The sequence below is a fragment of the Streptomyces roseolus genome (genome assembly GCF_014649855.1).
GTDB classification, from domain to species: domain Bacteria; phylum Actinomycetota; class Actinomycetes; order Streptomycetales; family Streptomycetaceae; genus Streptomyces; species Streptomyces roseolus.
Genome location: NZ_BMTV01000001.1, coordinates 1 through 25,409 on the forward strand (window position 1 = coordinate 1; position 25,409 = coordinate 25,409).

The 25,409-nt window shown below is 74.8% G+C and carries 24 protein-coding genes; 11 read left to right on the forward strand and 13 right to left on the reverse strand.

Annotated features, from left to right (window positions below):
- The first annotated feature begins 633 nt into the window (after window positions 1-633).
- On the forward strand, window positions 634-1,632 hold the full coding sequence (trpS, locus tag IE245_RS00005) for a tryptophan--tRNA ligase (RefSeq protein ID WP_189944468.1): 999 nt from the start codon (window positions 634-636) through the stop codon (window positions 1,630-1,632).
- On the opposite strand, the gene IE245_RS00010 is transcribed toward trpS, so the two are convergent.
- The gene (locus IE245_RS00010) at window positions 1,599-2,615 is read right to left on the reverse strand and encodes a GlxA family transcriptional regulator (RefSeq protein ID WP_189944469.1); all 1,017 of its coding nucleotides are present in this window, start codon (window positions 2,613-2,615) and stop codon (window positions 1,599-1,601) included. The genes trpS and IE245_RS00010 overlap by 34 nt on opposite strands.
- Before the next feature lie 58 nt (window positions 2,616-2,673).
- Between IE245_RS00010 and IE245_RS00015 the strand changes: the two genes are divergently transcribed.
- Window positions 2,674-3,252 carry a cysteine hydrolase family protein gene (locus tag IE245_RS00015; protein ID WP_189944470.1) on the forward strand — a complete coding sequence of 193 codons (579 nt, stop codon included), beginning with the start codon at window positions 2,674-2,676 and terminating at the stop codon, window positions 3,250-3,252.
- A gap of 16 nt (window positions 3,253-3,268) precedes the next feature.
- Here the strand turns inward: IE245_RS00015 and proC are convergent, their stop codons facing one another.
- The 5 genes from proC to IE245_RS00040 all read right to left on the reverse strand — a co-directional run bounded on the left by proC (window position 3,269) and on the right by IE245_RS00040 (window position 6,605).
- The gene (proC, locus tag IE245_RS00020; RefSeq protein ID WP_189944471.1) at window positions 3,269-4,078 is read right to left on the reverse strand and encodes a pyrroline-5-carboxylate reductase; all 810 of its coding nucleotides are present in this window, start codon (window positions 4,076-4,078) and stop codon (window positions 3,269-3,271) included.
- An 85-nt stretch (window positions 4,079-4,163) separates the two neighbouring features.
- Entirely contained in the window at window positions 4,164-4,901 is a 738-nt protein-coding gene (locus tag IE245_RS00025; RefSeq protein WP_189944472.1) for an ABC transporter permease, read from the reverse strand.
- Window positions 4,898-5,716, reverse strand: coding sequence for an ABC transporter ATP-binding protein (locus IE245_RS00030; protein WP_189944473.1), 819 nt, complete (start codon window positions 5,714-5,716; stop codon window positions 4,898-4,900). Before IE245_RS00030 ends, IE245_RS00025 begins: the two co-directional genes overlap by 4 nt.
- A 78-nt stretch (window positions 5,717-5,794) precedes the next feature.
- Complete coding sequence (locus tag IE245_RS00035; RefSeq protein WP_189944474.1) at window positions 5,795-6,301, reverse strand: hypothetical protein; 507 nt, start codon at window positions 6,299-6,301, stop codon at window positions 5,795-5,797.
- Between the two features lie 49 nt (window positions 6,302-6,350).
- Window positions 6,351-6,605, reverse strand: coding sequence for an SH3 domain-containing protein (locus IE245_RS00040; protein WP_189944475.1), 255 nt, complete (start codon window positions 6,603-6,605; stop codon window positions 6,351-6,353).
- A gap of 142 nt (window positions 6,606-6,747) precedes the next feature.
- Here IE245_RS00040 and IE245_RS00045 point away from each other — a divergent pair, with 142 nt between their 5' ends.
- Window positions 6,748-8,973, forward strand: a complete 2,226-nt coding sequence (locus IE245_RS00045) for a serine/threonine-protein kinase (RefSeq protein WP_189944476.1) — start codon at window positions 6,748-6,750, stop codon at window positions 8,971-8,973.
- Window positions 8,974-8,992: 19 nt separating this feature from the next.
- On the opposite strand, the gene IE245_RS37620 is transcribed toward IE245_RS00045, so the two are convergent.
- The 5 genes from IE245_RS37620 to IE245_RS00070 form a co-directional block, all read right to left on the reverse strand.
- The gene (locus tag IE245_RS37620; RefSeq protein WP_268256503.1) at window positions 8,993-9,433 is read right to left on the reverse strand and encodes an acetyltransferase; all 441 of its coding nucleotides are present in this window, start codon (window positions 9,431-9,433) and stop codon (window positions 8,993-8,995) included.
- Window positions 9,434-9,617: 184 nt separating this feature from the next.
- Window positions 9,618-11,471 carry a dihydroxy-acid dehydratase gene (ilvD, locus tag IE245_RS00055; protein ID WP_189944477.1) on the reverse strand — a complete coding sequence of 618 codons (1,854 nt, stop codon included), beginning with the start codon at window positions 11,469-11,471 and terminating at the stop codon, window positions 9,618-9,620.
- A gap of 169 nt (window positions 11,472-11,640) precedes the next feature.
- On the reverse strand, window positions 11,641-12,255 hold the full coding sequence (locus IE245_RS00060) for a TetR/AcrR family transcriptional regulator (RefSeq protein WP_189944478.1): 615 nt from the start codon (window positions 12,253-12,255) through the stop codon (window positions 11,641-11,643).
- Entirely contained in the window at window positions 12,252-13,076 is an 825-nt protein-coding gene (locus tag IE245_RS00065) for a sugar phosphate isomerase/epimerase family protein (protein ID WP_189944479.1), read from the reverse strand. Before IE245_RS00065 ends, IE245_RS00060 begins: the two co-directional genes overlap by 4 nt.
- 154 nt (window positions 13,077-13,230) lie before the next feature.
- On the reverse strand, window positions 13,231-14,175 hold the full coding sequence (locus IE245_RS00070; protein WP_189944480.1) for a Ppx/GppA family phosphatase: 945 nt from the start codon (window positions 14,173-14,175) through the stop codon (window positions 13,231-13,233).
- Between the two features lie 149 nt (window positions 14,176-14,324).
- On the opposite strand from IE245_RS00070, the gene IE245_RS00075 reads away from it, so the two are divergent.
- Window positions 14,325-15,131, forward strand: a complete 807-nt coding sequence (locus tag IE245_RS00075; protein ID WP_189944803.1) for a DUF3109 family protein — start codon at window positions 14,325-14,327, stop codon at window positions 15,129-15,131.
- A gap of 49 nt (window positions 15,132-15,180) precedes the next feature.
- On the opposite strand, the gene IE245_RS00080 is transcribed toward IE245_RS00075, so the two are convergent.
- Window positions 15,181-17,004, reverse strand: coding sequence for a BACON domain-containing protein (locus IE245_RS00080; RefSeq protein WP_189944481.1), 1,824 nt, complete (start codon window positions 17,002-17,004; stop codon window positions 15,181-15,183).
- A 286-nt stretch (window positions 17,005-17,290) separates the two neighbouring features.
- On the opposite strand from IE245_RS00080, the gene radA reads away from it, so the two are divergent.
- Both radA and disA read left to right on the forward strand, forming a co-directional pair.
- Entirely contained in the window at window positions 17,291-18,697 is a 1,407-nt protein-coding gene (gene radA, locus IE245_RS00085) for a DNA repair protein RadA (protein ID WP_189944482.1), read from the forward strand.
- A 253-nt stretch (window positions 18,698-18,950) separates the two neighbouring features.
- Window positions 18,951-20,075 carry a DNA integrity scanning diadenylate cyclase DisA gene (gene disA, locus IE245_RS00090; protein ID WP_030497825.1) on the forward strand — a complete coding sequence of 375 codons (1,125 nt, stop codon included), beginning with the start codon at window positions 18,951-18,953 and terminating at the stop codon, window positions 20,073-20,075.
- Window positions 20,076-20,249: 174 nt separating this feature from the next.
- Here the strand turns inward: disA and IE245_RS00095 are convergent, their stop codons facing one another.
- Window positions 20,250-21,104: a hypothetical protein gene (locus tag IE245_RS00095; RefSeq protein ID WP_189944483.1), complete on the reverse strand. Its 855-nt coding sequence runs from the start codon at window positions 21,102-21,104 to the stop codon at window positions 20,250-20,252.
- Window positions 21,105-21,319: 215 nt separating this feature from the next.
- Here IE245_RS00095 and IE245_RS00100 point away from each other — a divergent pair, with 215 nt between their 5' ends.
- From IE245_RS00100 to cseB, 5 genes are all read left to right on the forward strand, one after another.
- Window positions 21,320-21,997: a phosphatase PAP2 family protein gene (locus tag IE245_RS00100; RefSeq protein ID WP_189944484.1), complete on the forward strand. Its 678-nt coding sequence runs from the start codon at window positions 21,320-21,322 to the stop codon at window positions 21,995-21,997.
- Between the two features lie 33 nt (window positions 21,998-22,030).
- Window positions 22,031-23,035, forward strand: coding sequence for an iron-sulfur binding domain-containing protein (locus IE245_RS00105; protein WP_229851000.1), 1,005 nt, complete (start codon window positions 22,031-22,033; stop codon window positions 23,033-23,035).
- Window positions 23,036-23,254: 219 nt separating this feature from the next.
- On the forward strand, window positions 23,255-23,851 hold the full coding sequence (locus tag IE245_RS00110) for a SigE family RNA polymerase sigma factor (protein ID WP_189944485.1): 597 nt from the start codon (window positions 23,255-23,257) through the stop codon (window positions 23,849-23,851).
- A complete protein-coding gene (locus IE245_RS00115; protein ID WP_189944486.1) occupies window positions 23,839-24,636 on the forward strand; it encodes a hypothetical protein in 798 nt (265 codons plus the stop codon). The genes IE245_RS00110 and IE245_RS00115 overlap by 13 nt, the downstream gene beginning before the upstream one ends.
- A 61-nt stretch (window positions 24,637-24,697) precedes the next feature.
- Window positions 24,698-25,408: a two-component system response regulator CseB gene (gene cseB / locus IE245_RS00120; RefSeq protein ID WP_189944487.1), complete on the forward strand. Its 711-nt coding sequence runs from the start codon at window positions 24,698-24,700 to the stop codon at window positions 25,406-25,408.
- Window position 25,409: the final 1 nt, after the last annotated feature.

Consider the following 25,409-nt stretch of genomic DNA (forward strand, 5'->3'; position numbering starts at 1 on the left):
CTCAAGGTGCGGACGCTTCCTTCGTTCCCGTCTCCGGGCCCTCCGGGCGCTTCCTGCGTTTCCGACTCTATCAGATCTTTCCGATCCGATTTCCTCGGTGCTTTCCGGTCCCTTTCGCTTTCGCTCCGGGCCCTTCCGGCTTTTCCGACTCTATCAGATCCTTTCGGCGTCTGATTCCCCGTCAGAGAGGGTTGTCGTCGCGGCTGTTGGGCCGTTCCGACGAGTGAGACATTAGCGGATTCCCCGGCCCCGAAGCCAATCGGGGCCTGCGTCCGGACTTCGAACGCGGATTCCTCATTTCGCAAAAACGCACGGAAAGCAGAACGGCGCGACGAATCGCGGCCGTCAGGCTCGGTGGTTCTTGCGGAATCGCTGTCCGGGGCCGACCGGAGTCGGTGCTCACGTCGGACAACTCGGAGAACACTACGTAGCGGGTAATCCCGTGTCAACCCCGGGCCAGGGCGTACCCTCTCCGTATGACTACGCATGCGCACACCACCCAGTGGTGGGCCGCCTGAAGGCGGCCCGTACTCACGCATGCACACACGGCCGCCGACTCGGCGGCCGTTCGCGTATCCCCCTCCGGGAGCCGGGCCGTCGGGCCGGCGCGGTACGGAGAAGGAGCGGAACGCGATGACGAGGATCTTCAGCGGGGTCAAGCCGACGGGGCACCTGACGCTGGGCAACTATCTCGGGGCCGTACGGCGGTGGGTCGAGGTGGACCAGCACCGGGGCGAGGCGCTGTTCAGCGTGGTGGACCTGCACGCGCTGACCGTGGAGCACGATCCCGCGCGGGTGCGGAGGCTGAGCAGGCAGGCGGCGACGCTGCTGCTGGCCTCGGGGCTCGATCCGGAGCTCTGCACGCTGTTCGTGCAGAGTCATGTGGACGAGCACGCCCGGCTGTCGTACCTCCTGGAGTGCACGGCCACCGACGGCGAGCTGCGGCGGATGATCCAGTACAAGGAGAAGAGCGTGCGGGCGCGGGAGGCCGGGCAGGGGGTGCGACTGTCGCTGCTCACCTATCCCGTGCTGATGGCGGCGGACATCCTGGCCTACGGGACCGAGGAGGTGCCGGTGGGCGAGGACCAGACGCAGCACGTGGAGCTGACGCGGGACCTGGCGGTGCGGTTCAACCAGCGGTACGGGCACACCTTCACCGTGCCGAGGGCGACGCGGCCGGCGGTGGCCGCGCGGGTGATGGACCTCCAGGACCCCCGCTCGAAGATGGGGAAGTCGCACGAGAACGGGGCGGGGATCGTCTACCTGCTCGACGACGCGGACACCGTGCGGCGGAAGGTCATGCGGGCGGTGACCGACAGCGGGCGGGAGGTCGTCCACGACCGGGAGCTGAAGCCGGGGGTCGCGAACCTGCTCGATCTGGTGGCGGCGGCCACGGGCGGGGATCCGGAGGAGCTGGCCGGCGGGTACGCGTCGTACGGAGCACTGAAGAAGGACGCGGCGGACGCGGTCGTGGAGCTGCTGCGGCCGGTGCGGGAGCGGCATGCCGAGCTCGCGGCGGACCCGGCGTACGTGGACGGGGTGCTGCGGCGGGGGGCCGAACGGGCCCGGGCGATGGCGCGGCCGCTGGTCGACCGGGCCTACCGGGCGATCGGGCTGCTTCCCGCCGCCTGACGGAAGGCGGCGCGGTAGTCGCGCGGGCTGGTGGCGAGGTGCGAGGCGAAGTGCTGGCGCATCGTGACCTCGCTGCCGAAGCCCGCGCGGCGGGCCACCTCGGGGAGGGGGTGGTCGGTGCGTTCGAGGAGTTTCCGGGCGGCGGCCACACGCTGGGTGATGAGCCAGTGGAGAGGGGTGGTGCCGGTGGTGGCCTGGAAGTGGCGGGCGAAGGAGCGGGGGGACATGCCCGCGCGGGCGGCGAGGCTCGCGACGGTGTGCGGCCGGTCGAGGTGGGCGAGCGCGTGGGCGCGTACGGCGGCGAGGGCGTCGGCGTCGCGGTCGGTCCTGGGGGTGGGGCGCTCGATGAACTGGGCCTGGGTGCCGGTGCGGAAGGGGGCGGTGACCATCGAGCGGGCGACGGTGGCGGCGACCTCGGCGCCGTGGGCCGTACGGACCAGGTGGAGGCAGAGGTCGATGCCGGCGGCGGTGCCGGCCGAGGTCCAGATGCCGGTGTCCTCGATGTGGAGCGCCCCGGGTTCGACGCGGACCTTCGGGTGACGGGCGGCGAGGGTGTCGGCGAGGCGCCAGTGGGTGACCGCGCGGCGGCCGTCGAGGAGGCCGGCGCGGGCGAGGACGAAGGCGCCGGCGCACAGGGAGGCGACGGGGACGCCGGCGGTGTGGGCGCGGCGGAGGGCGTCGAGGGCGGGGGGCGGGACGTCGGCGTCGGGGTCCTCGATGCCGGGGACGAGGACGAGGTCGGTGGGGGTGAGGGTGTCGAGCCAGTCGAGGGGACGGTCGGGGCTGAGGCTGAGTCCGCCGCGGAGGGGGATCGGGGCGGCCGGGTCGGCGGCGGCGCGGCGGAGGTCGAAGGCGGGGACGCCGTGGCCGGTGCGGTCGGTGCCCCAGACCTCGGTGACGACGGAGACGTCGAAGGCGCGGATGCCGGGGAAGGCGAGGAGGGCGATGCGCTGGGGGGCTGCCACGGGGTGGCAGTAAACCATCGATCGCCGGCTTTCGCGCCTCTGGGGCGGGTGCCGGGGCGGCGGCAGGATCGGGCGCATGGAGATCCAGGAGAACGCGGCACTGATCGTCGTCGACGTCCAGAAGGGCTTCGAGGACGCGTACTGGGGGCGTCGGGACAACCCGGAGGCGGAGGGGAACATGGCGGCCCTGATCGACCGGTGGCAGGGGACGGGCCGGCCGGTGGTGTTCGTGCGGCACGACTCGGTGCGGGAGGGGTCGCCGCTGGCGTCGGGGGAGGCCGGGAACGCGTTCAAGGACTTCGTGGAGGAGCGGCGGGGCCGGGGCGCCGGGCCCGAGGTGCTGGTGACGAAGACGGTGAACTCCGCCTTCTACGGGGAGCCGGACCTGGACGCGTGGCTGAGGGGCGCGGGGATCGGGCAGGTCGTGATCGTCGGGATCCAGACGAACATGTGCAACGAGACGACGGCCCGGATGGGCGGGAACCTCGGGTACGACGTGGTGTTCCCGCTGGACGCGATGCACACCTTCGACCTGGCCGGGCCGTTCGGGTGGACGCGGACGGCGGAGGAGCTGACCCGGGCGACGGCGGTGTCGCTGCACGGCGGGGGGTTCGCCCGGGTCGTGACGTCGGCGCAGGTGCTGTCCGTCGCCTAGCCGTTGCCGGAGCCTCTCAGCCGTTGCCGGAGGCGAGCTCGCGGCTGCGGTCGCGGGCGGCCTCCAGGGCGGCGATGAGGGCGGCGCGGACGCCGTGGTTCTCCAGCTCGCGGATGGCGCTGATGGTGGTGCCGGCGGGGGAGGTGACGGCCTCGCGGAGCTTCACGGGGTGTTCGCCGCTGTCGCGGAGCATCACGGCGGCGCCGATGGCGGCCTGGACGATCAGGTCGTGGGCCTGGGCGCGGGGCAGGCCGAGGAGGATGCCGGCGTCGGTCATGGCCTCGACGAGGAAGTAGAAGTACGCCGGGCCGGAGCCGGAGAGGGCGGTGGCGGCGTCCTGCTGGGACTCGGGGACGCGGAGGGTCTTGCCGACGCCGCCGAAGATCTCCTCGGTGTGGGCGAGGTGCTCGGGGGTGGCGTGGCTGCCGCCGGAGATCACGGACATGCCCTCGTCGACGAGGACGGGGGTGTTGGGCATGACGCGGACGACGGGGGTGCCGGGGCTGAGCCGCTCCTCGATGAAGGAGGTGGGGATGCCGGCGGCGGCGCTGATGACGAGGCGGTCGGCGGCCACGTGCGGGCCGAGTTCGTCGAGGAGGCGGCCCATGTCCTGGGGCTTGACGGCCAGGATCAGGGTGTCGGCGCGCTTGGCGGCCTCGGCGTTGGTGACGGCCTCGACGCCGTAGCGGTCGCGGAGCTCCGCGGCGCGCTCGGTGCGGCGGGTGGTGACGAGCAGGTGGGCGGGGCGCCAGCCGGCTCGGATCATGCCGCTGAGGAGGGCTTCACCGATCTTGCCGGTGCCGAGGACTGCGACGGTCTGGGTCATGGCTCTGTTCACCTCGCCGGAGGGGGTACGTGCCGTCATCCTCGCACCGGCGGGGAGGCCGGTGCGCGGGGTGTCCGAGGGGCGGTCACGGGGTGCGGCGGCGGAGGGTGGCGGCGCCGAGGGCGAGGACGAGGACGGCGCAGCCGGCGACGACGAGGGCGTCGCGGACGAAGGCGGACGTCACGTCGGGGTGGCGGAGGACCTCGTTCATGCCGTCGACGGCGTACGACATGGGCAGGACGTTCGAGAGCGCTTCGAGGGCGGGGGCCATGGTGTCGCGCGGGGTGAACAGGCCGCAGAGGAGGAGCTGCGGGAAGATCACGGCCGGCATGAACTGGACGGCCTGGAACTCGGAGGCGGCGAAGGCCGAGACGAAGAGGCCGAGGGCGGTGCCGAGGAGCGCGTCGAGGAGGGCGACGAGCAGGAGGAGCCAGGGGGAGCCGACGACGTCGAGGCCGAGGAGGCCGACGGCGAGGCCGGTGGCGAGGACGGACTGGGCGACGGCGACGAGGCCGAAGGCGAGGGCGTAGCCGGCGATGAGGTCGGCCTTGCCGAGGGGCAGGGCGAGGAGGCGTTCGAGGGTGCCGGAGGTGCGTTCGCGCAGGGTGGCGATGGAGGTCACCAGGAACATGGTGATGAGGGGGAAGATGCCGAGCAGCGAGGCGCCGATGGCGTCGAAGGTCTCCGGGCCGCCGTCGAAGACGTAGCGGAGCAGGAAGAGCATCCCGCAGGGGACGAGGAGCATCAGGGCGATCGAGCGCGGGTCGTGGCGGAGCTGGCGCAGGACGCGGGCCGCCGTGGCGAGGGTGCGTGCGGTGCTCATGGGCGGGGCTCCTCGCGGGTGGCGCGGGCGGGGCGGGCGGCGGAGTCGACGAGGTGGAGGAAGGCCTCTTCGACGGTGTCCGTGCCGCTCCGGCGGCGGAGGGCGTCGGGGCTGCCCTCGGCGAGGATCTCGCCCTCGCGCATGAGGAGGAGGCGGTGGCAGCGCTCGGCCTCGTCCATGACGTGGGAGGAGACGAGGAGGGTGGTGCCCCGGTCGGCGGCGAGGCGGTGGAAGAGGTCCCACAGGTCGCGGCGGAGGACGGGGTCGAGGCCGACGGTGGGCTCGTCGAGGACGAGCAGGTCGGGGCCGCCGAGGAGGGCGACGGCGAGGGAGACGCGGCTGCGCTGGCCGCCGGAGAGCCGTCCGGCGAGGGCGTCGGCGTGGTCGGTGAGGTCGACGTCGGCGAGGGCCGCCCCGACGGCGGTGGCGCGGGCGGGGCGGTGGGCGCGGCCGGGGAGGAGGACGGCGGCGAAGTAGGCGAGGTTCTGCCGGACGGTGAGGTCGTCGTAGACGGACGGGGCCTGGGTGACGTAGCCGACGCGGGGGCGGAGGCTCGGGTGTCCGGCGGGGCTGCCGAGGACGGTGAGGGTGCCGGTGACCTTGGCCTGGGTGCCGACGATCGTGCGCATGAGGGTGGTCTTGCCGCAGCCGGAGGGGCCGAGGAGTCCGGTGACGCGGCCGGCGGGGACGGTGAGGTCGAGGGCGCGCAGGACGGTGCGGTCGCCGCGGACGGCGGTGAGGCCGCGGGCGGTGACGGCGGGGGCCCGGTCGGGGGGTTCGGGGTCGGCGGGCACCCCGGAGGCGTAATTCATCATGTGATGAATAGTGGGGACGGAAAAGCCCCCGCGTCAAGGATCGCGGGGGCTCGGGCCCAGGGCGGCGGCGCTGGTGGTCTACGACCGCTTGGGCTTCCTGCGGGCGGCCGGGTTGCCGGTGCGGGCGCCGCGGCGCTTCTCGTGGCGGGCTCGGGCCGTCTCGTACTCGGCGCGGCGGAGCTTCTCGCCGGGGGCCTCCATGAGGCAGCGCAGCGCGTAGGCGAGGAGCGTGCCGATGAAGCCGATGGCCTTCAGGCTCTTGAGCGAGTCCTCGCGGGCCTGGTCGGCGGGGCGGCGGCCGAAGCCCTCCCAGGTCTTGGTGAAGGCGATCGCCGAGCAGATCGCGAACATCAGGATGACCAGGGTGTTCACGAGGCCGCCCACCGCCGCGACCTGGAGCCCCTCGTAGGCGAAGCGCAGCACGAAGGCGCCCGCGACGGCCGCGGCGAGCGCGCCGACGGCGAGGCCGGCGCGCCGCAGTCCGTAATGGGCGCTGTGGTCGACCCAGGTGGTCCCGAAGAAACGGATCTCCTCGGGCCGGGGTCCGCTCGTGCCGCTTCCGGGGTGCTGCTTGTCCTCGCTCACGAGGTCGATTATCCCCGGTGCGGCGCGCCGGGGGCCGAGGCGAAGGTCCTCAGGCGCAGCGCGGCGCGACGTAGTCGTCGCTGCCGGTCCTCACGTACGCGTCGGAGACGTACTGCCCCGGGGCGATGCCGTCCCAGAGGCGGGTGGTGCCGTACGGCCCCGTGACCCACTCGCCGGGCTTCTGGCAGTGGACCGGCACGGTCGCGCCCTCGGAGAGCACCCGGACCACCGGGTGCTGCGTGCTCGGGCCGGAGCGGACGTTGACCCGGTACCCCGGCGCGACCGGGTAGTACTTCACCGCCATGATGTTCTCCCCCTGGTTTCACTCTGTGCGACGCGCGCAGGCTAGCAAGCCCCGCCGACATCGGGAGGACCATCGACTAGGCTCCGTCGCGTCGCGCACGCGCGTGCCGACGGACGGACGCGGAACCACACGGGGGTGGGAGATGCCGCCGTTGAGCAGGACCGGTGCCGAGCGGGACCCGGGGGGTCCCGAGTACGCCGGGGAGTACCGGCTCCAGGCGGTGCTCGGCGCGGGCGGCATGGGCGTCGTCCACCTGGCCTCCTCGCCCTCCGGGCTGCGGCTCGCCGTGAAGGTGGTGCACGAGCGCTACGCCGAGGACCCCGACTTCCGGGCCCGCTTCCGGCAGGAGGTGGCCGCCGCCCGCCGGGTCAGCGGCGCCTTCACCGCGCCCGTCGTGGACGCCGACCCGGACGCCGAGCGCCCCTGGATGGCCACCCTCTACGTCCCCGGCCCCACCCTCGCCGACCAGGTGCGGCAGCGCGGTCCCCTCTCCCCCGCCGAGCTGCGCCGGCTGACCGCCGGGCTCGCCGAGGCGCTGCGCGACATCCACCGCGCCGGGGTGGTGCACCGGGACCTCAAGCCGAGCAACGTGCTCCTCACCGACACCGGGCCCAAGGTCATCGACTTCGGCATCTCCCGGCCGGTCGACAGCGACCTGCGCACGGAGACCGGGAAGCTGATCGGCTCGCCGCCGTTCATGGCGCCCGAGCAGTTCCAGCGGCCGCGCGAGGTCGGCCCCGCCGCCGACGTCTTCGCGCTCGGCTCGGTCCTGGTGCACGCGGCGACCGGACACGGCCCCTTCGACTCGGACAGCCCGTACATCGTGGCCTACCAGGTGGTCCACGACGAGCCGGACCTCACCGGGGTGCCCGACGAGCTCGCGCCGCTGGTCGCGCGCTGCCTGGCGAAGGAACCGGCCGACCGGCCCACACCGGCCCAGATCATGGCGGCCCTGCTCCCGCCCTCGTACGAGGCCGAGGCCTTCATACCGTCCCAGCGGCGGCGGCCCGTGCTGCCCGCCGACCCGTTCGCGTCCGACGGGCCGGACGACGTCCCGGCCCGGGGCCGTACCGACGCCTCCGGCGCGACCACGACCCGGGCCGCCGTGCCCGCCCCGCCCGCGCGGCGCCGGCGGACGCCGCTCGCCCCGCGGCTCACCGTCTCCGCCGTCGTCGTGCTCGTCCTCGCCGGGGCCGGGGCGTACGCGGCGCTGCGGCCGCCGGCCCGGCCCGCGGCCGAGGCGCCCGCCCACCCGGCCGAGGTGGCGACCGCCGTCGACGGCTGGCACACCCGGCTCCAGGAGCACGGCGGGGCCGCCGCACCGGCCTGCCTGCACGAGGCCGGCTCCCTGTACTGCACGGCGCGGGGCGTCACGCTCGCCCGGCTCGACCCGAGGACCGGCGAGGTGCTGTGGAAGCGGACCGGGCCGGTGGCGGCCGATCCGCCGCTCGCGCCGGTGCCGCTGGCCGGCGGGACGGAGCCGCTGGTCGGCGTCGCGTCGGGGCCCGGGCCGCTGCGCGCGCACTCCGTCGAGGACGGGGCTCCCGGCTGGACCGCGCGCGCGGACGTGCCCGAGACCTTCCGCCCGGCGGGCGGGGTGGTGGTCCTCACCGACGGCCACGGCGCGCTGCGCGGGGTCGACGCCCGGACCGGGGACGGGCGGTGGTCGCACCGCCTGCCCGGCTTCGACAACCCGGTGCTCGGCGCCTACGACGCCCCGACCGGGCTCCTCACCGTCTCCGAGACGGCCGGGGACGGGCGGAGCAGCCGGATCGGGGCGCTGCTGCCGGCCACCGGCGAGCTGGTGTGGAGCCGGGTGGTGGCCGGGGACGCCGCCCCGGTCGGCCGCACCGCCGACGGGACGCTGGTGCTCGCCTCGCGCTACGAGGGCGTCCTGGTCGACGCGCTGGTGCTGCTCGCGCCGGGCTCCCCGGACGACCCGGGGAGCGGGCCGGCCGCGGGCTCGGAGCGGCGGGTCGGGATCCACGAGCGGATGCAGCTCGCCGGGATCGCCGTACGGGGCTCGGTGGCGTACCTGCTCTCGCTGGACGGGCGGCTCGTCGCCCTGGACACGGCGCCGGAGAAGGGCAGCCGGCGGTGGGACCTGGAGACGGGGGCCTCGAACGTCTCGGCGCCCGTCCTCGGTCCCGACGAGCGGCTCTACCTCTCCGCGGCGGACGGGCGGCTGTTCGCCGTGGACACCGCGCGCGGTGCGGTCGTCGGGCAGACCCGGCCGCGGCTCGAGAACGGGCGGCTCGGGTACGCGCCGCAGGTGCCGGCGCCGCTGGTCGCCGGGGAGCGGGTCTTCGGGACGGCCCCGGACGGCTCGGTGTTCGCGGTGCACGCGCGCGTGGCGGAGTCCTGGTAGCCCCGGCCCTCCGGCCGCGTCAGCCGCAGTGCTCCCAGGGGCTGGTGTACGCGTACGTGCCGACCCCGGCCTCGATCATGCCGCCCCAGCTGACGCAGCGCCCGGCGGCGTAGGCGCGGACGGGGCCCGCGTAGGAGCCGTACAGGTCCTGGTCCTTGCGGGTGGTGGAGCCCTGCGGGGTGAGCCAGGCGCCGGTGGGCAGCCGGAAGCCGGCGGTGGCGCCGGCGTGCAGGGTGACGACGCAGTTGTGGCCGGTGGCCGCGTTGTGGAGCAGGTGGACGCGGGCGAGGGCGGTGGTGGAGTTCCGCAGGGTCTCGACGTCGATGTGGACGTAGCCGGAGCCGCAGATCGAGGCCGGGGTGGCGGCGTGGGCCGGGGCGGCGGCGAGGGCGGCGAAGGCCGTGGTGGCGGTCGCGAGGACGGCGGAGCGTCGGATCGTGCGGCGTACGGAGGCGCGCATGCGGATCCCCTCACAGGCAGGCGTGGACATGACATCCAGAGCGAGGCGTGAGCGTAGCGCGGGCGCGTCCGCGCGGGGAGCGGGCTTTTCGGCCCGCTCCCGCGCGGGCGACGCGAAATCCCCCCTCACGCGCGCGTGAGGGGGGATTTCCCGGAGATACGGCTCCGGTGACGGGGGGCCGTCGTCAGCCGAGCTTCGAGACGTCGCGGACGGCGCCCTTGTCGGCGCTGGTCGCCATCGCCGCGTAGGCGCGGAGGGCGGCCGAGACCTTGCGCTCGCGGTTCTTCGGGGCGTAGACGCCGCCGAGCGCCTCGCGGCGGGCGGCCAGGGTCGCGTCGTCGACGAGGAGCTCGATCGAGCGGCTCGGGATGTCGATGCGGATCCGGTCGCCGTCCTCGACCAGGGCGATGGTGCCGCCCGAGGCCGCCTCCGGGGAGGCGTGGCCGATGGAGAGGCCCGAGGTGCCGCCGGAGAAGCGGCCGTCGGTCACCAGGGCGCAGGTCTTGCCCAGGCCCCGGCCCTTGAGGAAGGAGGTCGGGTAGAGCATCTCCTGCATGCCGGGGCCGCCCTTGGGGCCCTCGTACCGGATGACGACGACGTCGCCGTCCTTGACCCGCTTGTTGAGGATCTTCTCGACGGCCTCCTCCTGCGACTCGCAGACGACGGCCGGGCCCTCGAAGGTCCAGATCGACTCGTCGACGCCGGCGGTCTTCACGACGCAGCCGTCGACGGCGAGGTTGCCGTGCAGGACGGCGAGGCCGCCGTCCTTCGAGTAGGCGTGGGCGGCGTCGCGGATGCAGCCGCCGGCCGCGTCGGTGTCGAGGCTCTCCCAGCGCTCGGACTGCGAGAAGGCGGTCGCGGAGCGGACGCAGCCGGGGGCCGCGTGGAACAGCTCGACGGCCTCCTCGGTGGCCGCGCCGCCGCGCACGTCCCAGGCGTCCAGCCACTCCTTGATGGAGCGGGAGTGGACCGCGTGGACGTCCTCGTTGAGCAGGCCCGCGCGGTACAGCTCGCCGAGGAGGGCCGGGATGCCGCCGGCCCGGTGCACGTCCTCCATGTAGTACGTGCGGTCCTTGACCACGTTCGGGGCGACCTTGGCGAGGCAGGGCACGCGGCGCGAGATCGCGTCCATGTCCGGCAGGCCGTAGTCCAGCTCGGCCTCCTGGGCGGCGGCGAGCAGGTGCAGGATCGTGTTGGTCGAGCCGCCCATCGCGATGTCCAGCGCCATCGCGTTCTCGAACGCGGCGCGGGTGGCGATGGAGCGCGGCAGGACGGAGGCGTCGTCCTCGTCGTAGTAGCGACGGGTGAGGTCGACGACGGTACGGGCGGCGTTCTCGTACAGCGCCTTGCGGGCGGTGTGGGTGGCGAGGACGGAGCCGTTGCCCGGGAGGGAGAGGCCGATGGCCTCGGTCAGGCAGTTCATCGAGTTGGCGGTGAACATGCCGGAACAGGAGCCGCAGGTCGGACAGGCGCTCTCCTCGATGCGGGCGATGTCCTCGTCCGAGACGTTCGGGTTCACCGCGTCGGAGATCGCGTCGACCAGGTCGAGCGTGCGGACCGAGCCGTCGACGAGGGTCGCGCGGCCGGACTCCATCGGGCCGCCGGAGACGAAGACCGTCGGGATGTTCAGGCGCAGGGCGGCCATCAGCATGCCGGGGGTGATCTTGTCGCAGTTGGAGATGCAGATCAGGGCGTCGGCGCAGTGGGCCTCGACCATGTACTCCACGCTGTCCGCGATCAGGTCGCGGGAGGGCAGGCTGTAGAGCATGCCGCCGTGGCCCATGGCGATGCCGTCGTCGACGGCGATCGTGTTGAACTCGCGGGCGATGCCGCCGGCCGCCGTGATGGCGTCGGAGACGATCCGGCCGACGGGCTGGAGGTGGGTGTGGCCGGGGACGAACTCGGTGAAGGAGTTCGCCACGGCGATGATCGGCTTCCGCCCGATGTCCGCGCCCGGTACACCGGAGGCGCGCATAAGGGCGCGTGCGCCCGCCATGTTGCGGCCGTGGGTGACAGTGCGGGACCTCAGCTCGGGCATCGTCGCTCGCTCCTCGTGATGGATGTGCTTCCTTCGAGCGTACGCCGCCGCTCCAAGATCTGGACAGCCTGTCCGCCATGCGGGACGGGATTCCAGGGAGCGGTCAGGGTCCCGGCCCCGACCGCCTCGGGGTCCTCCCGGATTCCTCCCCGGAGGCGCCCGGCTCCGGTCAGGCCTCCGTCAGGTACCGCTGGAGCGTCGGGGCGACCTCCGCCACGATCGTCTCCGGGTCCGCCGAGGCCAGCGGCTCCACCTGGAGGACGTACCGCAGGATCGCGATGCCGATCATCTGCGAGGCCGCCAGCTCGGCCCGGAACTTCGGGTCCGGCACGGCGAGACCGGAGGCGACCCGCTCCAGGAGCCGGCGCAGCACGAAGGTCCGCAGCACCTTCGCCGCCGCCTCGTGGGTCACCGCGGAGCGGATGACCGCGAGCAGCGGGGCGCGGGTCGCCGGGTTCTCCCAGACGCCGACGAAGAAGCGGGCGAGCCGTTCGCCGACCTCCTCGCGCGGGCCTTCGAGGAGGGCCGGGACGACGAGCGTCGGCTCGAAGGAGACCTCGATCGCCGCCGCGAAGACCTCGTCCTTGGTGCCGAAGTAGTGGTGCACGAGCGCCGGGTCGACCCCGGCGGCCTTGGCGATGCCGCGGACCGAGGTCTTGTCGTAGCCGCGCTCCGCGAACTGGGTCCTGGCCGCCGCCAGGATGCGCTCGCGCGCGCCGGGGGCGGTGTCGTCGGCGGCGACGCGGGCCGGACGGCCGCGGCGCCGGGGGGAGGCCTCGCTCACGCGCGCGTGTTCCGGGCCGCCGAGGCGAGGTGGAGCCGGGTGAAGGCGAGGGCCTCGGCGAGGTCGGCCTCCCGTTCGGCGGCGGACATCGCGCGCCGGGTGTTGACCTCGATGACGACGTGCCCGTCGAAACCGGAGACGGCCAGCCGCTCCAGGAGCTCGGCGCACGGCTGGGTGCCCCGGCCCGGCACCAGGTGCTCGTCCTTGGCGGAGCCGCGCCCGTCGGCGAGGTGGACGTGGCCGAGCCGCTCGCCCATGCGGTCGACCATCGCGAGGGTGTCGGTGCGGGCGGTCGCGGTGTGCGAGAGGTCGATCGTGAAGTGGCGGTAGTCGTCCTTGGTGACGTCCCACTCGGGGGCGTACGCGAGCATCTCGCGGTCCTTGTACCGCCACGGGTACATGTTCTCGACGGCGAAGCGGACGTCGGTCTCGTCGGCCATCCGCCAGATGCCGGTCACGAAGTCGCGGGCGTACTGGCGCTGCCAGCGGAACGGCGGGTGGACGACGACGGTGGACGCGCCGAGCTTCTCGGCGGCCGCCCGGGCGCGCCGGAGCTTGACCCAGGGATCGGTGGACCAGACCCGCTGGGTGATCAGGAGACAGGGGGCGTGGACGGCGAGGATCGGCACCTGGTGGTAGTCGGAGAGCCGGCGCAGCGCCTCGATGTCCTGGCTGACCGGGTCGGTCCACACCATGACCTCGACGCCGTCGTACCCGAGGCGCGCGGCGACCTCGAAGGCCGTCGCCGTCGACTCCGGATAGACCGAGGCCGTCGACAGGGCGACCTTCGCATCCGGGACGCGCACCGCTGGTTCTGCCACGACAGACAGGGTACGGGGCGCACCTGGGCGCGGGAGGGTGGTTCCGGTCACCCTCCGCACGCCGCGGCGCCGCCCCTTCGCGTACGCACGCGCGCGTGGCGCGGCCGTACGTCTCCGGGGCTCACGCGTCGGCGCGGCCGTACGTCCCCGGGGTTCACACGCCGGACAGCGTCTCCGGGAGGTGGTCGAGGCGGCGCAGGATCACGCCCTCGCGCAGGGCCCACGGGCAGATCTCCAGCCGCTCCACGCCGAGCAGGTCCATGGCGCCCTCGGCGACCAGGGCGCCGGCGAGCAGCTGGGCGGCGCGGCCCTCGGAGACGCCGGGCAGGGCGGCGCGCTCGCCACCGGTCATGGCGGAGAGCCGCGGCACCCATTCCTGCAGGGCGGCGCGGGTCAGCAGCCGCTCCACGTACAGGCCCTCGCCGGAGCCGGGGGCGCCGGCGATCCGGGCCAGCTGCTTGAAGGTCTTGGAGGTCGCGACGACGTGGTCGGGCTTCCCGAAGCGGCTGAACTCGCCGACCGTACGGGCGATCTGGGCGCGCACATGGCGGCGCAGCGCCTTGACGTCCTCGGTGTCGGGCGGGTCGCCGGGCAGCCAGCCGGCGGTGAGGCGGCCGGCGCCGAGCGGCAGGGAGACGGCCGCGTCGGGGTCCTCGTCGATGCCGTACGCCACCTCCAGGGAGCCGCCGCCGATGTCGAGGAGGAGGAGCTTGCCGGCGGACCAGCCGAACCAGCGGCGGGCGGCGAGGAAGGTGAGCCGGGCCTCCTCCTCGCCGGTGAGGACCTGGAGGTCGACGCCGGTCTCGTCCTTGACCCGGGCCAGGACGGCGTCGGCGTTGCCGGCCTCGCGGACGGCGGAGGTCGCGAAGGGCAGCACCTCCTCGCAGCCCTTGTCCTCGGCGGCGTGCAGCGCGTCGCGGACGGTCGCGACGAGCCGTTCGACCCCACCGGGCGCGATGGCGCCGCGGGCGTCGAGGAGCTCGGCGAGCCGCAGCTCCGCCTTGTGGGAGTGGGCGGGCAGCGGGCGGGCGCCGGGGTGGGCGTCCACCACGAGCAGGTGCACTGTGTTCGAACCGACGTCGAGGACTCCGAGTCTCATGGCGGAAACGCTACTGCGCCCATCCGCATACGCTTGGTGTCGTGCCGAAGACGAAAAAGGCGAAGCCGGGCAAAGACAGTGCCGCCGGCGACGGAGCCGTGCGCGAGGAGGTCCCGCACGACCCGCGGGACGTGAAGTACGCGCAGAACGTGGAGGGCGGGAAGCCGCCCGTCAAGGGCGTGCGGAAGCAGCGCAGGGGCGAGGAGCCGGACGAGCAGGGGCTCGACTTCCCGCGCGCGTGGGTGGAGTTCGCCGACCCGGCCGACGAGGAGCAGGTCTTCCGCTGCGACCTGACCTGGCTGACCTCGCGCTGGACCTGCGTCTTCGGCAGCGGCTGCCAGGGCATCCAGGCGGGCCGGGCGGCGGACGGCTGCTGCACGCTCGGCGCCCACTTCTCCGACGAGGACGACGAGAAGCGGGTGGCGGAGCACGTGGCGCGGCTGACGCCGGAGCTGTGGCAGTTCCACGACGTCGGCAGCGAGACGGGGTGGACGCAGACCGACGAGGACGGCGACCGGCAGACCCGCCGCTGGAAGGGCTCCTGCATCTTCCAGAACCGGCCGGGCTTCGCGGGCGGCGCGGGCTGCTCGCTGCACATCCTGGCCCTGAAGGAGGGCCGGGAGCCGCTGGAGACCAAGCCGGACGTGTGCTGGCAGCTGCCGGTGCGCCGGACGTACGACTGGATCGACCGGCCCGACGACACGCGCGTGCTCCAGGTGTCCATCGGCGAGTACGACCGCCGGGGCTGGGGTCCGGGCGGTCACGACCTGCACTGGTGGTGCACCTCGGCGACCTCCGCGCACGGCGGCGGGGAGCCGGTCTACGTCTCGTACCGGCCCGAGCTGATCGAGATGATGGGCAAGGACGCGTACGACGTGCTGGTGGGGCTCTGCGAGGCGCGGCTCGCCTCGACGCTGCCGATGGTGGCGCCGCACCCGGCCGACCCGAAGCCCTAGCTCCTCCTTCCAGGAGGAGGGCTTCCGGGAGGGGCTTCAGGGAGGGTCCTCAGGAGGAGGGCTGCGGAGCCGGTTCCTCCGTGGTCGGCGGGGGCGTCGGCTCCGTGGTGGCCGGGTCCGTCGTCGGGGGCGGGTCCGTCGTCGGCGGGGGCGTCGTCGGATCGGTCGTCGGGGGCGGGGTCGTGGGCTCGGTGGTCGGCGGCGGGGTGGTGGGTTCCTCCGTCGCCGGCGGGGTCGTCGGCGGCCGCGTGGGCTCGCCCGGGTCGGTCGGCCGCGGGTCCACCGGGCCGCTCGTGGGCGGCGCGGTCGGCGGGGTCGTGGGCTCCGTGGTGACCGGGGGCGGCGGGATCACCCGGTCGTCGATCGGGGCGACGGGCCCCTGGCCGCTGATCCGCAGCACCGCGCCGGTGGGGTCGACGCCGATCCGGGCGCTCCAGGGGCCGCGCGGTTCCCGCGCCGGGTCGACGCGCACGGCGACGGTGACCGTGGCGCCCGGGTCGAGGGTGCCGGAGGCGCGGGTCACGTACAGCCAGGGGGCGTCCGTCCACAGCGACCAGTCGACCGGGGCGCCGCCCTCCCCGCTGAGCGTGATCAGGGTGACGCCGCCGACGCAGCGGGCGGTGACACCGATCCAGCCCGGCGCCGGCTCGCCGGGGCGCGCGGGCGCGGCCGGGGCGGCGGTCCGGGCGGGGGTGACGACCTCGACGGAGACGTCGGGGGCGCGGCCGCCCCGGACGTCGCCGGGGGCGGGGGTCGCGCGGGCGTTGCCGGCGTTCTCGTACCGGTCGTTGGGGCGGCCGTCGCCGGCCGCCTCGCTCTCGCCCGCGCTGACCCGGGCGGCGTCCCTGGCCTCGGCGCCCGCCGGGACGCCCCGGTAGGAGGTCCACAGGGCGAGCACGGGGGCGGCCACGACGGCGGCGACCACGGTGGTGGTGACCGCGCGGGCCCGCATCCGGTCGCGGCGGGCGACGAGGTCCTTGGGGTCGAGCGGGAAGCCGGTCGGGGCGAAGCGGGGGGCGCCGCCGCGCGCGCGTGGGACGTGCAGCATCGCCATGTACGCGGCGGCCCGGGGCGCCTCGACGAGCGCCGGGCCGTCCTGGGCGGGGCGGGGCCCGGCACCGGGCCAGGGCGCGGCGGCGCCGACCCGCTCGGCGGCGCGGCGGCAGACCGGGCAGTCGTCGACGTGCCGGACGAGTTCGGCGCGCAGGGCCGCCGAGAGGATCACCCGCCGGTCGCCGGTGAGGAGGCGGGCGACGGTGGGGCAGCTGCCGGTGGAGACGACGGCGAGGGCGGCCCGGGTCCGCTCGACCTCGCAGGCGGCGGTGGCGAGGAGCTCGCGGGCGGCCTGCGGGTCGAGGGAGAGGACGGCGGCGACCTGGCGCGGGCTCAGCCCGTGCCGGACGGCCAGCTCGAGGGCCTCGCGCTGTTCGGGGGTGGTGCCGGCCGCCTCGGGCCAGGCGAGGGCGGCGAGTTCGGCGCGGCGGCGCTCGGCGGTCTCGGCGGAGACCGGCGGCGGCCCGGGCGGGGGGACGGCGGGGCGGCCGGTGTGCGCGCCCTGCCGCCGGCGGCGCTGCTCGCCGAGGCTGCGCAGACAGGCCCAGCGGGCCAGCGCGTACAGCCAGGCGGTGCGGCCCTCCTCGTCGGAGGGGCAGCGGCCGTGGTGGCGCTCGGCGGCGGCGAGGACGTCGCCGAGGACGGCGGTGGCGGTGTCGTGGTCGCAGAGGACCGAGAGACAGTACGTGAAGAGTCCGTCGAGGACGTCCTCGTAGCGGGCGGGGGGGCGCTGGCCGAGCGTGCGCGGTCCCTGCTGCGGGCCGCGGCGCGCCCGGTGGGCGCCCGGGGTGCGGGAGGAGTCCAGCCTGCTGCTCGTCACTGGGCGACCGTAGGCGCGCGAGGGGGGACTCTTCATACCGGATCCGCTCTTCTCAGCCTTACGGGTGAAGCCATCACTCGAAAGGGGACAGCGGCGGGGTGTGACGCTGCCGCGGCGACGGGACGGAGGCGGGGCCCGTCCCCCCGACCCGCGGGCGATCGTCCCCGGCCCGGGGGCCGTCCGTCCACAGGCCCTGGGCCGTCCGTCCACAGGCCCTGGGTCGTCCGTCCACAGGCCGGGAGCGGACGGCGGTCCGCTGTCGGTGGCGGCGGCTACGGTGTGGAGCATGGCTGCCCGTACGAAAACCGCCAAGGACCGTCCGTCGTACCGCTGCACCGAGTGCGGCTGGCAGACGGCCAAGTGGCTCGGCCGCTGCCCCGAGTGCCAGGCCTGGGGGACGGTCGAGGAGTACGGCGCGCCCGCCGTCAGGACCACCGCCGCCGGGCGGGTCTCCACGGCCGCGCTCCCCATCGGCCAGGTCGACGGCCGGCAGGCGACCGCCCGCTCCACCGGCGTCGACGAGCTGGACCGGGTCCTCGGCGGCGGCCTGGTGCCCGGCGCGGTCGTGCTGCTGGCGGGCGAGCCGGGCGTCGGCAAGTCCACGCTGCTGCTCGACGTGGCGGCGAAGGCGGCCAGCGACGAGCACCGCACGCTGTACATCACGGGCGAGGAGTCCGCGAGCCAGGTCCGGCTCCGCGCGGACCGGATCCACGCGCTCAGCGACCACCTGTACCTGGCGGCGGAGACCGACCTGTCGGCGGTCCTCGGCCATCTGGACGCGGTCAAGCCCTCGCTGCTCGTCCTGGACTCGGTGCAGACCGTCGCCTCGCCGGAGATCGACGGCGCCCCCGGCGGCATGGCGCAGGTCCGCGAGGTCGCGGGCGCGCTGATCCGCGCCTCCAAGGAGCGCGGGATGTCCACGCTGCTCGTCGGCCACGTGACGAAGGACGGGGCGATCGCCGGTCCCCGGCTCCTGGAGCACCTGGTCGACGTCGTCCTCAGCTTCGAGGGCGACCGGCACGCGCGCCTGCGGCTGGTCCGGGGCGTGAAGAACCGGTACGGGGCGACGGACGAGGTCGGCTGCTTCGAGCTGCACGACGAGGGGATCACCGGGCTCGCCGACCCGTCCGGGCTCTTCCTGACCCGCCGTGACGTGGCCGTGCCGGGCACCTGCCTCACGGTCACCCTGGAGGGCCGCCGTCCGCTGGTCGCCGAGGTGCAGGCGCTGACCGTGGACTCCCAGATCCCCTCCCCGCGCCGGACCACCTCCGGTCTGGAGACCTCCCGGGTCTCGATGATGCTGGCCGTGCTGGAGCAGCGGGGCCGGATCAGCGCGCTGGGGAAGCGGGACATCTACAGCGCCACCGTGGGCGGCGTGAAGCTCTCCGAGCCCGCCGCCGACCTGGCGATCGCGCTCGCCCTGGCCTCCGCCGCGAGCGACACCCCGCTGCCGAAGAACCTGGTCGCGATCGGCGAGGTCGGGCTCGCGGGCGAGGTGCGGCGGGTGACGGGCGTCCAGCGCCGCCTCGCCGAGGCCCACCGCCTGGGCTTCACCCACGCGCTGGTCCCCGGGGACCCGGGGAAGGTGCCGCCCGGCATGAAGGTGACGGAAGTGGCGGACGTCGGCGACGCCCTGCGGGTCCTGCCGCAGAGCCGCCGCGCGGCCAGGAAGACGGAGGAGACGGCGGGCTGACCGCCGGGCGCGGCGGGCCGGCCGCCGCGAGGGCGCCCGGCCCCTCCCCGGGCCCGTGCCGGGACACTCGCGCGTACTCCGGTGGGGGCGCGGAGGGGTAGGCGGGGGGCCGAGCGGGTAGGGCGGTCGCGACCGGGGCGCCCCGGCGGGGCCCGTCCGGAGCACCCCGGACCGGCGTGCGGCCCAGGGCCGCGGGGTGGTGTCGCTAGACTTTGCCCTGGTCTCGCCCATCCGTACGAGCCGGAGGAGTGCAGTGGCAGCCAAGGACGGGGCAGCAGCTCCCGGGAAGTCCGGCGCGGGCTCCGGCAACGAAGCACTGATGCGCGCGGCGCTGAGCGCGGTCGCGCCCGGCACCGCCCTGCGCGACGGCCTGGAGCGGATCCTCCGCGGGAACACCGGTGGCCTGATCGTCCTCGGCATGGACAAGACGGTCGACTCGATGTGCACCGGCGGCTTCGTGATCGACGTCGAGTTCGCCGCGACGCGCCTGCGCGAGCTGTGCAAGCTCGACGGGGCGCTCGTCCTCGACAAGGACATCACCAAGATCCACCGGGCCGGTGTGCAGCTGGTCCCGGACGCCTCCATCCCCACCGAGGAGACCGGCACCCGCCACCGCACCGCGGACCGGGTCTCCAAGCAGTGCAACTTCCCGGTCGTCTCCGTCTCCCAGTCGATGCGCCTGATCGCGCTCTACGTGAACGGCGAGCGGCGCGTCCTGGAGGAGTCGGCCGCCATCCTGTCCCGGGCCAACCAGGCGCTCGCGACCCTGGAGCGGTACAAGCTCCGCCTCGACGAGGTGGCCGGCACGCTCTCCGCGCTGGAGATCGAGGACCTGGTGACCGTCCGGGACGTCACCGCCGTCGCCCAGCGCCTGGAGATGGTCCGCCGCATCGCCACCGAGATCGCGGAGTACGTGGTCGAGCTCGGCACCGACGGCCGGCTGCTCTCGCTCCAGCTCGACGAGCTGATCGCGGGCGTGGAGCCGGAGCGTGAGCTGGTCATCCGCGACTACGTGCCGGAGCCCACGGCGAAGCGTTCCCGCACGGTCGCGGAGGCGCTGACCGAGCTGGACGCGCTCTCCCACACCGAGCTCCTCGAACTGCCCGTCGTCGCACGGGCCCTGGGCTACAGCGGCTCCCCCGAGACGCTCGACTCGGCGGTCTCGCCGCGCGGCTACCGGCTCCTCGCCAAGGTGCCGCGCCTGCCCGGCGCGATCATCGAACGCCTCGTGGAGCACTTCGGCGGGCTGCAGAAGCTGCTCGCGGCGAGCGTGGACGACCTCCAGACCGTGGACGGCGTCGGCGAGGCCCGGGCCCGCAGCGTCCGCGAGGGCCTGTCGCGGCTCGCGGAGTCGTCGATCCTGGAGCGGTACGTCTGACGCCGGGTGGCCGCCCGGCGGGCGCACCCGCACCGGCCGTCACCGGGCCCACCGTCCGCGCACCCTCCTTCACCGGGCCCACCGTCCGCGTGCCCCTCATCGGTGCGGCCCTCATCGGTGCGCCCCTCATCGGTGCGGCCGTCATCAGCGCGGCCGCCGCGGGAGCGGACCCGCTCAGTCCTTCGCGAGGCTGAACGGCGTCGCGACCGTCCGGCCGCCCGCCACGGTCGCCTCGGCCAGGTAGTTGCCCGGGCCGGCCGTGCCCGCGGGGGCGGTGGCGCACTGCGGGGCGCTGCGCCGGAGGTCCCACTCCACGGTGTGGGTGATCGTGGCCCGCGCGGGGAGCCTCAGCAGCACCGGGTCGGCGGGACGCGGGCAGTCGTCGGAGGACCAGAGGCGGTCGCTCTGCGGGTTGCTGATCTTCAGGACGGCGGCGCGGGGCCCGAGGTCGGCCTTGCAGTCGGCATCCGAGGTGTTCTTGAGGACCAGGTGGAAGCGGGGCTTCTCGCCGGGCTCGTACGTGAGCTTGACGCTGCGCAGCGTCAACTCCAGGGACCCCGCGGGGCAGTTGGAGAGCGGGGAGTCGGCCGGGAGGCGCTGTCCCGCGCCCGTTCCGGCCCCGCCGTCGCCGCCCGCGCCGTCGGTGTCGCCGTTCTTGCCCGCCGTACCGGAACCGGACCCGCCGGAGTCCGGGCCCGCGTCCGTACCGGAACCGGCGTCCGCGCCGTCGCCGGAACCCGCGCCGTCACCCGTACCGGAATCGCCCGCGTCGCCGGAGTCGCCCGACTCGTCGCGTCCGCCGGGCTGTTGGCTGATGGCGGGACCGGTACCACCGGGTCCCGGGGTGATGGAGGGCACGGGGGAGGCGCCGTTGGCGGCGTCGTTCGCCTTCTTCCCGTCGCCGTCACCGGAGGTGACGGCCCACAGGGTCAGCAGGGCGAGGAGCGCGATCAGGCACAGCGCGACCGCCCTCCGTCGCCAGTAGATGGTGGAGGGAAGCGGCCCGACCGGATTGCGCAAAGATCCCACGCCCCGAACCTTACGAGAGATCAGGCCCAACTCCCGCCCCACCCGCCGCCCGAGAGCCCAAGTTTTGCCGATGATCACATCCTCCGGAAACGGGAACTCCCCGCGCGGCGCCCGGAAATCACCGCTCTTTCCGTCCATCCCCCACTTTCGTCAGGGGTCGGTCCGTCCCTTGGCCCGGGGCGCGGCGCTCCGGATTCCGGTTAGCGTCATGTCCCATGGAAACCCTCCTCGACCTCTCCGACCGTCTCTACCTCGACGTCCTCGACTTCGCGCACTCCACACCGCACTGGTTCCAGTGGCTCGCCGAAGTGTGGACGGAGCTCGGGCTGCTGCTCTTCGGCGCGCTGTTCCTGGCCGGCTGGTGGCGCTCGCGGACCGGATCGAACCGGGCGATGGCGGTCGCCTTCCTCGCCCCGCTCGCCACCGCCTTCGGCTATGTGGTGAGCGAGTCGCTGAAGTCTCTGATCGACGAGGAGCGCCCGTGCCGGGCCGTCGCCGGGGCGCCGGCCGCGCTGATCGACTGTCCCGTGTACGGCGACTGGTCCTTCCCCAGCAACCACTCCGCGATCGCCGGAGCCGCCGCGGTCGCGCTCGCCCTCTCCTGGCGCGGGATCGTCTGGCTGACCGTGCCGATGGCGGTCCTCATGGCCTTCTCCCGCGTCTTCGTCGGCGTCCACTACCCGCACGACGTGACCGCGGGCCTGCTCCTCGGCGGCCTGGTCGCCTTCCTCTTCATGCGGGCCGCGCGCCGGCCGATGGCGGCGCTGGTGGAGACGGCCCGGTCCAGCCGGAGCACGGCGGTCGTGTGGTGCGCGGGACGGGGGCCCGCGACCCCGGCGCACGCCTCCGCGCGCCCCGAGCGCCGCTCGCGCGCGCGCCACGGCGCGTACTGATCGTCCCCGGGACGTGCCAGGATCGGGGGTGCCATGACTTCCATCGATGCCCCCGCCTCCCTGTCCCGCTCCACCGCCTCCTCCCCGGCCGCCGGTACGGATCCCTCGGGTGCCCGTACGGCTCGCTCCGGCACCGGCACCCGCACGGCGCCGTCCGGCGTCGACCCGGCCGAGCTGCACGGACCGGTCCTCGCCTGGTTCGACCGGCACGCCCGCGACCTGCCCTGGCGCCGTCCCGAGGCCGGTGCCTGGGGCGTCATGGTCAGCGAGTTCATGCTCCAGCAGACGCCCGTCGTCCGGGTGCTGCCGGTGTACGAGCAGTGGCTGGCGCGCTGGCCGCGCCCGGCCGACCTGGCCGCCGAGCCGCCCGGCGAGGCCGTCCGCGCCTGGGGCCGGCTCGGCTACCCCCGCCGGGCCCTGCGGCTGCACGCGGCGGCCGTGGCGATAAGGGACCGGCACCGCGGTGACGTGCCGAGCGACCACGGGCAGCTCCTCGCGCTCCCCGGCATCGGCGAGTACACCGCCGCGGCCGTGGCCTCCTTCGCCTACGGGCAGCGGCACGCGGTCCTCGACACCAATGTGCGCCGGGTCCTCGCCCGCGCGGCGAGCGGCGTCCAGTACCCGCCGAACGCCACCACCGCCGCCGAGCGGCGCCTCGCCCGGGAACTCCTGCCCGACGACGAGGCCACCGCGGGCCGCTGGGCCGCCGCCTCCATGGAGCTGGGCGCCCTGGTCTGCACGGCGAAGAACGAGGACTGCGGGCGCTGCCCGGTCGCCGACCGGTGCGCCTGGCTGCTGGCCGGCAAGCCGGCCCACGACGGCCCGCCCCGCCGCGGCCAGACGTACGCGGGCACCGACCGCCAGGTCCGCGGCCGGCTCCTCGCCGTGCTCCGTGACTCCCCCGGCCCCGTGCCGCAGTCCGCGCTCGACGCGGTCTGGGACGAGCCGGTGCAGCGCGGCCGGGCCCTGGACGGCCTGGTCTCGGACGGGCTGGTGGAGCCGCTGGACGGCGGCCGGTACCGGCTCCCGCTCACCTGAGGCGTCCCCGGGGCCGGGGACGCCCGCCCGGCCCACCGGGCCCGCCCGGCTCCCAGGGCCCACCCCGCCCGTAAAACCTCCCGGCCGCCGCTGTTACACAACCGATGGGTAGCCGTGCGTCCACCGACGGCTGCCCCGCACAGGCCCGTGACAAGCGCTCCGTAGCGTCGTCCACGACACGGAGGACAAGCAGGTCACGGGGATGTGGAGGCGGTCGGGATGAGCCAGGGCGAGGTGCTCGACTTCGAGGAGTACGTCCGCACGCGGCAGGACGCGCTGCTGCGCAGCGCCCGCCGCCTCGTCCCGGATCCGGTCGACGCGCAGGACCTGCTCCAGACCGCGCTGGTCCGTACGTACGGCCGCTGGGACGGGATCGCGGACAAGTCGCTGGCCGACGCGTACCTGCGCCGGGTCATGATCAACACGCGTACGGAGTGGTGGCGGGCGCGCCGCCTCGAAGAGGTGCCGACCGAGCAGCTGCCGGACGCGCGCGTCGAGGACCCGACCGAGCAGCACGCCGACCGGGCCCTGCTCATGGACGTCCTGAAGGTGCTCGCGCCCAAGCAGCGCAGCGTCGTGGTGCTGCGGCACTGGGAGCAGATGAGCACGGAGGAGACCGCGGCGGCCCTCGGCATGTCGACGGGTACGGTGAAGTCGACGCTCCACCGCGCGCTCGCCCGGCTCCGCCAGGAGCTGGAGAGCCGCGACCTGAACGCCCGCGCCCTGGGGCGGCCCGGGGAGCGGACCGGTGGACAGCGGTCGGCTGCGGCGGCCGTGCGAGGTGACGAGGGAGGACGCGAGCGGTGCGCGGCCTAGACGACGGCGACGCCGACGGCGTCAGAACCCACGACGTCAGAACCCACGACGGCGGGAGCGGTACGGATTCCGGTCCCGGCGGTGGGGCGGCGCGGACGGTGGGTCCCAAGGCGGCGGGTGTCACGGCGATGGCCGGGCTCGCCGCCCTCGGCCTGTTCGTGGCCGCGTGCTCCACGGGCGGCACCGGCTCGCGCGACGAGGGCGCGGCCCGCGCCGAGGCGACGGCCGCCGCCGCTCCCACGCCGCCCGCCACGGCCTCGGGCTCCGGTGCGGGCGCGGACGCGGCGAAGGCGGCACCCCGGGTGGACCCGGTCGCGCTCCTGAAGGGCGACCCGAAGATCGGCGCGCGGGTGAAGGCCGACCTGAAGCCGTGCGTGGCCGACGCGTACCCGGTGGACGCCTCGTACGGGAACCTCACCGACGGTTCCGTGCCGGACGTCGTGGTCAACGTGATGACCTGCGGCGACGCGGTCGGCATCGGCACGTACGTGTACCGCGGCAAGAGCGGCGGGGGCACCGGGGCCGACGGCTACGAGAACGTCTTCATGGCCGAGGACGCGGCGGTCTTCGGCACCATCGACCGCGGCGACCTGATCGTCACGAAGCAGGTGTACGCGGAGGGGGACCCGGTCGCCTACCCGTCGGGCGAGGACATCATCACGTACCGCTGGTCGGGGAAGAGGTTCGCCCAGCACGACTGGGTGCACAACGACTACAGCCGCGGCGTCGGCGAGGGGGCCGGCGAGGTGCCGGAGCCGGTGCCGAGCCCGTCCGCCGCCGGCTGACCGGCCTCCCCCGCCCCGCCCGCCGTTCCGTCCCGCCCACCACCCCCGAAGGACCCGCACGATGGCCGAGACCCATGTCCTGTTCGTCGAGGACGACGACGTCATCCGGGAGGCCACCCAGCTCGCCCTGGAGCGGGACGGCTTCCGCGTCACCGCGATGCCCGACGGACTCTCCGGCCTGGACGCCTTCCGCGCCCACCGGCCGGACATCGCGCTCCTCGACGTGATGCTGCCGGGCATGGACGGGGTCAGCCTCTGCCGCCGGATCCGGGACGAGTCGACCGTCCCGGTGATCATGCTGTCGGCGCGCGCCGACTCCATCGACGTCGTCCTCGGCCTGGAGGCCGGGGCGGACGACTACGTCACCAAGCCCTTCGACGGCTCCGTGCTGATGGCCCGCATCCGGGCCGTGCTGCGCCGCTTCGGCCACGCGGCCGGCAACGGCGCGGGCGACGCGGACGGGGCGGCGGCCGGCGACGGCGGGCCGCTGGTCTTCGGCGACGGGGACCTGGAGGTCGACACCGAGGGCATGGAGGTGCGCCGGGGCGGTGCGCCGGTGGCGCTGACGCCGACCGAGATGCGGCTGCTCCTGGAGTTCTCCTCGGCGCCGAACACGGTGCTCTCCCGGGACAAGCTCCTGGAGCGGGTCTGGGACTACGGCTGGGGCGGCGACACCCGGGTCGTCGACGTCCACGTGCAGCGGCTGCGCGCCAAGATCGGCCAGGACCGGATCGAGACGGTCCGCGGCTTCGGCTACAAGCTCAGGGGCTGAT

Excerpts from the sequence above, each read along its gene's own strand:
- trpS (WP_189944468.1), top strand. The coding sequence starts at position 634 with ATGACGAGGATCTTCAGCGGGGTCAAGCCGACGGGGCACCTGACGCTG.
- IE245_RS00010 (WP_189944469.1), bottom strand. The coding sequence starts at position 2,615 with ATGGTTTACTGCCACCCCGTGGCAGCCCCCCAGCGCATCGCCCTCCTC.
- IE245_RS00015 (WP_189944470.1), top strand. The coding sequence starts at position 2,674 with ATGGAGATCCAGGAGAACGCGGCACTGATCGTCGTCGACGTCCAGAAG.
- proC (WP_189944471.1), bottom strand. The coding sequence starts at position 4,078 with ATGACCCAGACCGTCGCAGTCCTCGGCACCGGCAAGATCGGTGAAGCC.
- IE245_RS00025 (WP_189944472.1), bottom strand. The coding sequence starts at position 4,901 with ATGAGCACCGCACGCACCCTCGCCACGGCGGCCCGCGTCCTGCGCCAG.
- IE245_RS00030 (WP_189944473.1), bottom strand. The coding sequence starts at position 5,716 with ATGATGAATTACGCCTCCGGGGTGCCCGCCGACCCCGAACCCCCCGAC.
- IE245_RS00040 (WP_189944475.1), bottom strand. The coding sequence starts at position 6,605 with ATGGCGGTGAAGTACTACCCGGTCGCGCCGGGGTACCGGGTCAACGTC.
- IE245_RS00045 (WP_189944476.1), top strand. The coding sequence starts at position 6,748 with ATGCCGCCGTTGAGCAGGACCGGTGCCGAGCGGGACCCGGGGGGTCCC.
- IE245_RS37620 (WP_268256503.1), bottom strand. The coding sequence starts at position 9,433 with ATGCGCGCCTCCGTACGCCGCACGATCCGACGCTCCGCCGTCCTCGCG.
- ilvD (WP_189944477.1), bottom strand. The coding sequence starts at position 11,471 with ATGCCCGAGCTGAGGTCCCGCACTGTCACCCACGGCCGCAACATGGCG.
- IE245_RS00070 (WP_189944480.1), bottom strand. The coding sequence starts at position 14,175 with ATGAGACTCGGAGTCCTCGACGTCGGTTCGAACACAGTGCACCTGCTC.
- radA (WP_189944482.1), top strand. The coding sequence starts at position 17,291 with ATGGCTGCCCGTACGAAAACCGCCAAGGACCGTCCGTCGTACCGCTGC.
- IE245_RS00100 (WP_189944484.1), top strand. The coding sequence starts at position 21,320 with ATGGAAACCCTCCTCGACCTCTCCGACCGTCTCTACCTCGACGTCCTC.
- IE245_RS00105 (WP_229851000.1), top strand. The coding sequence starts at position 22,031 with ATGACTTCCATCGATGCCCCCGCCTCCCTGTCCCGCTCCACCGCCTCC.
- IE245_RS00110 (WP_189944485.1), top strand. The coding sequence starts at position 23,255 with ATGAGCCAGGGCGAGGTGCTCGACTTCGAGGAGTACGTCCGCACGCGG.
- cseB (WP_189944487.1), top strand. The coding sequence starts at position 24,698 with ATGGCCGAGACCCATGTCCTGTTCGTCGAGGACGACGACGTCATCCGG.